Source organism: Phenylobacterium sp., assembly GCF_031412415.1.
Classification (GTDB): Bacteria; Pseudomonadota; Alphaproteobacteria; order Caulobacterales; family Caulobacteraceae; genus Phenylobacterium.
In genome coordinates, this window is record NZ_JANOCX010000454.1 from 1 (window position 1) to 3478 (window position 3478).

Below are 3478 nucleotides of genomic sequence, written 5' to 3' on the forward strand. Positions count from 1 at the left end.
GGCCTGGAAGGTGGCGCAGTCGCCTATGCTCGCCACCTCTCCGAACCCGAACTCCGTGCGCTGCTGGCCTGGAGCAGAAGCGACGTCGGCAAGGCCATCAACGCGAAAATGCCAGCCATCATGCTGGACATGCTGGCGCAGCAGACGCCGCTTATGAAGAAGATAGTCACAGGCGTCATGAGAACCGCAGCCGACAAGGCGTGCCAGGAGATTGCTTGTACGGGTGCGGAGCGCGAGACGATTGCCCTGATCCTCGAGAAGGGCGCGTCGCAGCCTGCATCCTGAATCGACGACCGCCGGACGTCATCTCCGATCACCCGCGACGGGCCGCCAGCCGAACTCGCACCTTGGCCTGCAGGCTCTAGCGCGTCAGCGCCACCTCCAGGCGCTCTATCACGACCACGGAGTCGCCGCGCCCAACGACGCCATGGCCAGTGTCGCAGCCCTGGCCGACAGGTCGCGTGCGAACTAATAGGGGGCGATGACCCCGCCCTGCATCATCCTCGACAAGCCGCAACTGGCCCAGAACATCGGCGCGGTGGCCCGCGCCATGGCCAATTTCGGCCTGGCGGACCTTCGCCTGGTCAATCCGCGCGATGGCTGGCCGCAGGAACATGCCTGGGCCGCGGCCTCCGGCGCCGAGTGGCCGCTGAACGCGGCGCGGATCTATGAGAGCGTCGAGGCGGCCATCGCCGACCTGCGTCTGGTCTATGCCACCACGGCGCGGCCGCGCGAACTGCAACTGCCGATTCTCACCCCGCGCGAGGCCGCGGCGAACCTCTCCGGCGAGGTGGCCCAGGGTCATGCCGTGGGCCTGTTGTTCGGCGGCGAGCGGGCGGGACTGGAGACCGCCGACATCGCGCTCTGTTCGGCGGTGGTGACCCTGCCGATCGATCCGCGATTCCGCTCGCTGAACCTGGCCCAGGCGGTCGCCATAAACGCCTATGAGTGGCGCATGACGACCGAGGCCAGTGCGCCGCCGGCTTTCCGCAATGCTCCACCCGCCGCCGATGCCGGTACGATGCTGGGGCTATATGAACACTTCGAGCGCGAGCTGGACGACGCCGGCTTCTTCCATCCGCCGGAGAAGAAACCCTCGATGGTGCAGAACCTGCGCTCGGCCCTGGCGCGGGCGCGGTTCTCCGACCAGGAGGTGCGCACCTTCCGTGGTGTGGTGACGGCGCTGTCCCAGGGACGCGGGCGGGTCCTGGCGCGGCTGGCGCGCGAAGCGGCGGCGAAGAAGGACTAGAAGCGCGAGGCGGTCAGCGTCACGTCGGCGGTCTTCCAGGCCTGGTCGAAGGCCGCGCGCGTGGTGGCGGCTTCGGCCGCCTTGCCCTGCCGGTCCAGCGCCTGGGCCAGGCCGAACAGGGCCCAGCCATCTCGGCGATAATGCTTGAGGCTCTCGCGATAGACGGCCTCGGCCTCCTGCGGGCGGCCGGCCTCCAACAGCGCAGCGCCGAGGTAGTGGCTGACCGGCTGATGCCAGTAGGCCGGCTCGGTGTAGGGCAGCTTGCGTTCGATGTCCGAGGCGGTCCTGAAGCGGACCACGGCGGCGTCCAGCACACCGTCCTTGCGCGCGATCTCGCCGTCCAGCAGGGCCAGCGCGAGCTCGGTCATCGGCTTGGCGGGGATGGCGAAGGCGTCAAAGGCCGACAGGTCGGCGCGGGTGAGCGCCTCAAGCTTCGCGCGGTCGGCGATCGCGGTGGCTCGGTCGCCCTTGTTCGCCGCGGCGATCCCATGGGCGTAGAGCCACATGGCGGTGTCGAGCTTCAGACTCGGGGGTGGCGCGGGCTCGGCCAGCACCGCGTCCCATTTGCCGAAGCGCAGCAGGTTGACCACCGGGGTGAAGACGAAGAGCTCGGCCAGCGGCAGGTTCGCCGCCGTCTCCTCGGCCTTGACCGCCTTCACCAACCGCCGGGCGGCCTCGTGCGACACCGCCGAGCGCCCTTCCATCTCCGCCGAGGTCCAGAGGAAGTGGATGTTGTGGCCGTAGTAGCCCGCCGGATAGAAGCCCTGGGCCCGGCACGCGGCGATGTATTCCTCGTCGGTCAGGGCGGCCAGCTCGTTGGCCTTCGCCGCGTCGGCATAGCGGCCGACGCGATAGTAGATGTGGCTGGGCATGTGCACGATGTGCCCGGCCTTGGGCATCAGCGGCAGCAGACGGTCGGCGGCGGCCTCGGCCCGCTCGGGCGTGTTCGAGGCCTCCACGGCGTGGATATAGAGGTGCAGGGCGCCCGGATGGTTCGGGGCCTTGGCCATTACGTCCTCCAGGGTGCGGACGATCTCCGCGCCGTGGCCCTTCGGGGTGACGGCGTCCGCCTCCCAATAGTCCCAGGGCTGGGTGTCCATCATGGCTTCGGCGTGGAAGGTCGCCGCGTCCAGGTCGGTGGGATCTGCGCGGGCGAGATCGCCCATGGCCTTGGCGAAGGCCTGGTCCAGCGGCTTGCGGTCGGCCGGCGGCTGGGCGGCGTAACGAACGGAAAGCGCATCGATCCAGGCCTGCTCGCGCGGAGAGGCTTTCGACCGCAAGGTCTTGGCGCGCGACAGCGCTTCCCAGGCCGGGGCGATGGAGTCGGCCTGCATCGTCATGTTGATGTTCGGACCCAACGCGAAGGCCACGCCCCACCAGCACATGGCGCAGTCGGGATCGAGCCTCGCGGCCTCGCGGAACGAGCGGATCGCCTCGGCGTGGTTGAAGCCGAACAGCAGGTTGATCCCCTGGTCGAACAGCTTCTGGGTCATGGGGTTGCGCGTGGAGATCGGATGGCGATGGTCGCCCAACCCGTCGAACACCGGCGCGCCGGGCTTGTCGGCCTGGCCCATGTAGATGGCCGGCATCGGCGCGCCCGGCATGGGCATGGCGCCGTGGTTCATGGCGGGCTCGGCCGGCGCGGTCGTGGTGTGACCGGCATGGTCCTGGGCCGCGGCGGGCAGGGCGATCAGGCCGGCGGCGAAAACGGTGGCAAACAGGACTGAGCGCATGGAGACCCCCTCGGACGTCAGGCAAAAAGCGTACGCCGTTCGGTCAGATCAGGCCACCGCGCTCAAGGTGCGATCTGGACTGTGGTTCTAGTCAGGGTTCGGGATCGGTCGCATGACGGTGACCTGCCGCCCGTCGGCGCCCCGGAAGGTAACGAGGTCCGCCGCCGATCCGGAGGGCGATGGCGCCACGGGCGGAGGCGGGGCGACTATCGGGCGCGCGCAGGCCGCCTCATCGCGAGACAGTCCGCCGCGGGGTTCGCGGAAGCCGCCTAGATAGCCCAGGTCGCGTAGACGATCGGCGACGCAGGGGCCGGCGACGGCGCGATACTCGGCCACCAACAGGGTCTCGGCCTCCAGATCGCAGTTGGCTAGCGAACGATCCTCGTCCGGCGGGGTTTCGATCCGGATGACACCTTGGAAGCCGGACTCCACCAGAGCGTTGGCCATGCAGGTGTCGGCGGCGACCAGACCAGGATCGGGCTCGAACGTCTCGGCC

General features: G+C 69.2%; 4 protein-coding genes. 2 read left to right on the forward strand and 2 right to left on the reverse strand.

Features of this window, described 5'->3' with window-relative positions:
- Window positions 1-285, forward strand: a 285-nt coding sequence (locus RMO04_RS20975) for a DUF2059 domain-containing protein (protein WP_309646711.1), incomplete at its 5' end; no start/stop codon positions are given.
- Between the two features lie 196 nt (window positions 286-481).
- Window positions 482-1249, forward strand: coding sequence for an RNA methyltransferase (locus tag RMO04_RS20980; RefSeq protein ID WP_309646712.1), 768 nt, complete (start codon window positions 482-484; stop codon window positions 1247-1249).
- Here the strand turns inward: RMO04_RS20980 and RMO04_RS20985 are convergent.
- Together RMO04_RS20985 and RMO04_RS20990 are read right to left on the reverse strand one after the other, a co-directional pair.
- A complete protein-coding gene (locus RMO04_RS20985; protein WP_309646713.1) occupies window positions 1246-2982 on the reverse strand; it encodes a tetratricopeptide repeat protein in 1737 nt (578 codons plus the stop codon). The genes RMO04_RS20980 and RMO04_RS20985 overlap by 4 nt on opposite strands.
- 87 nt (window positions 2983-3069) lie before the next feature.
- Window positions 3070-3478 (reverse strand): hypothetical protein (locus RMO04_RS20990; protein ID WP_405041526.1); only part of this gene is annotated, 409 nt, incomplete at its 5' end.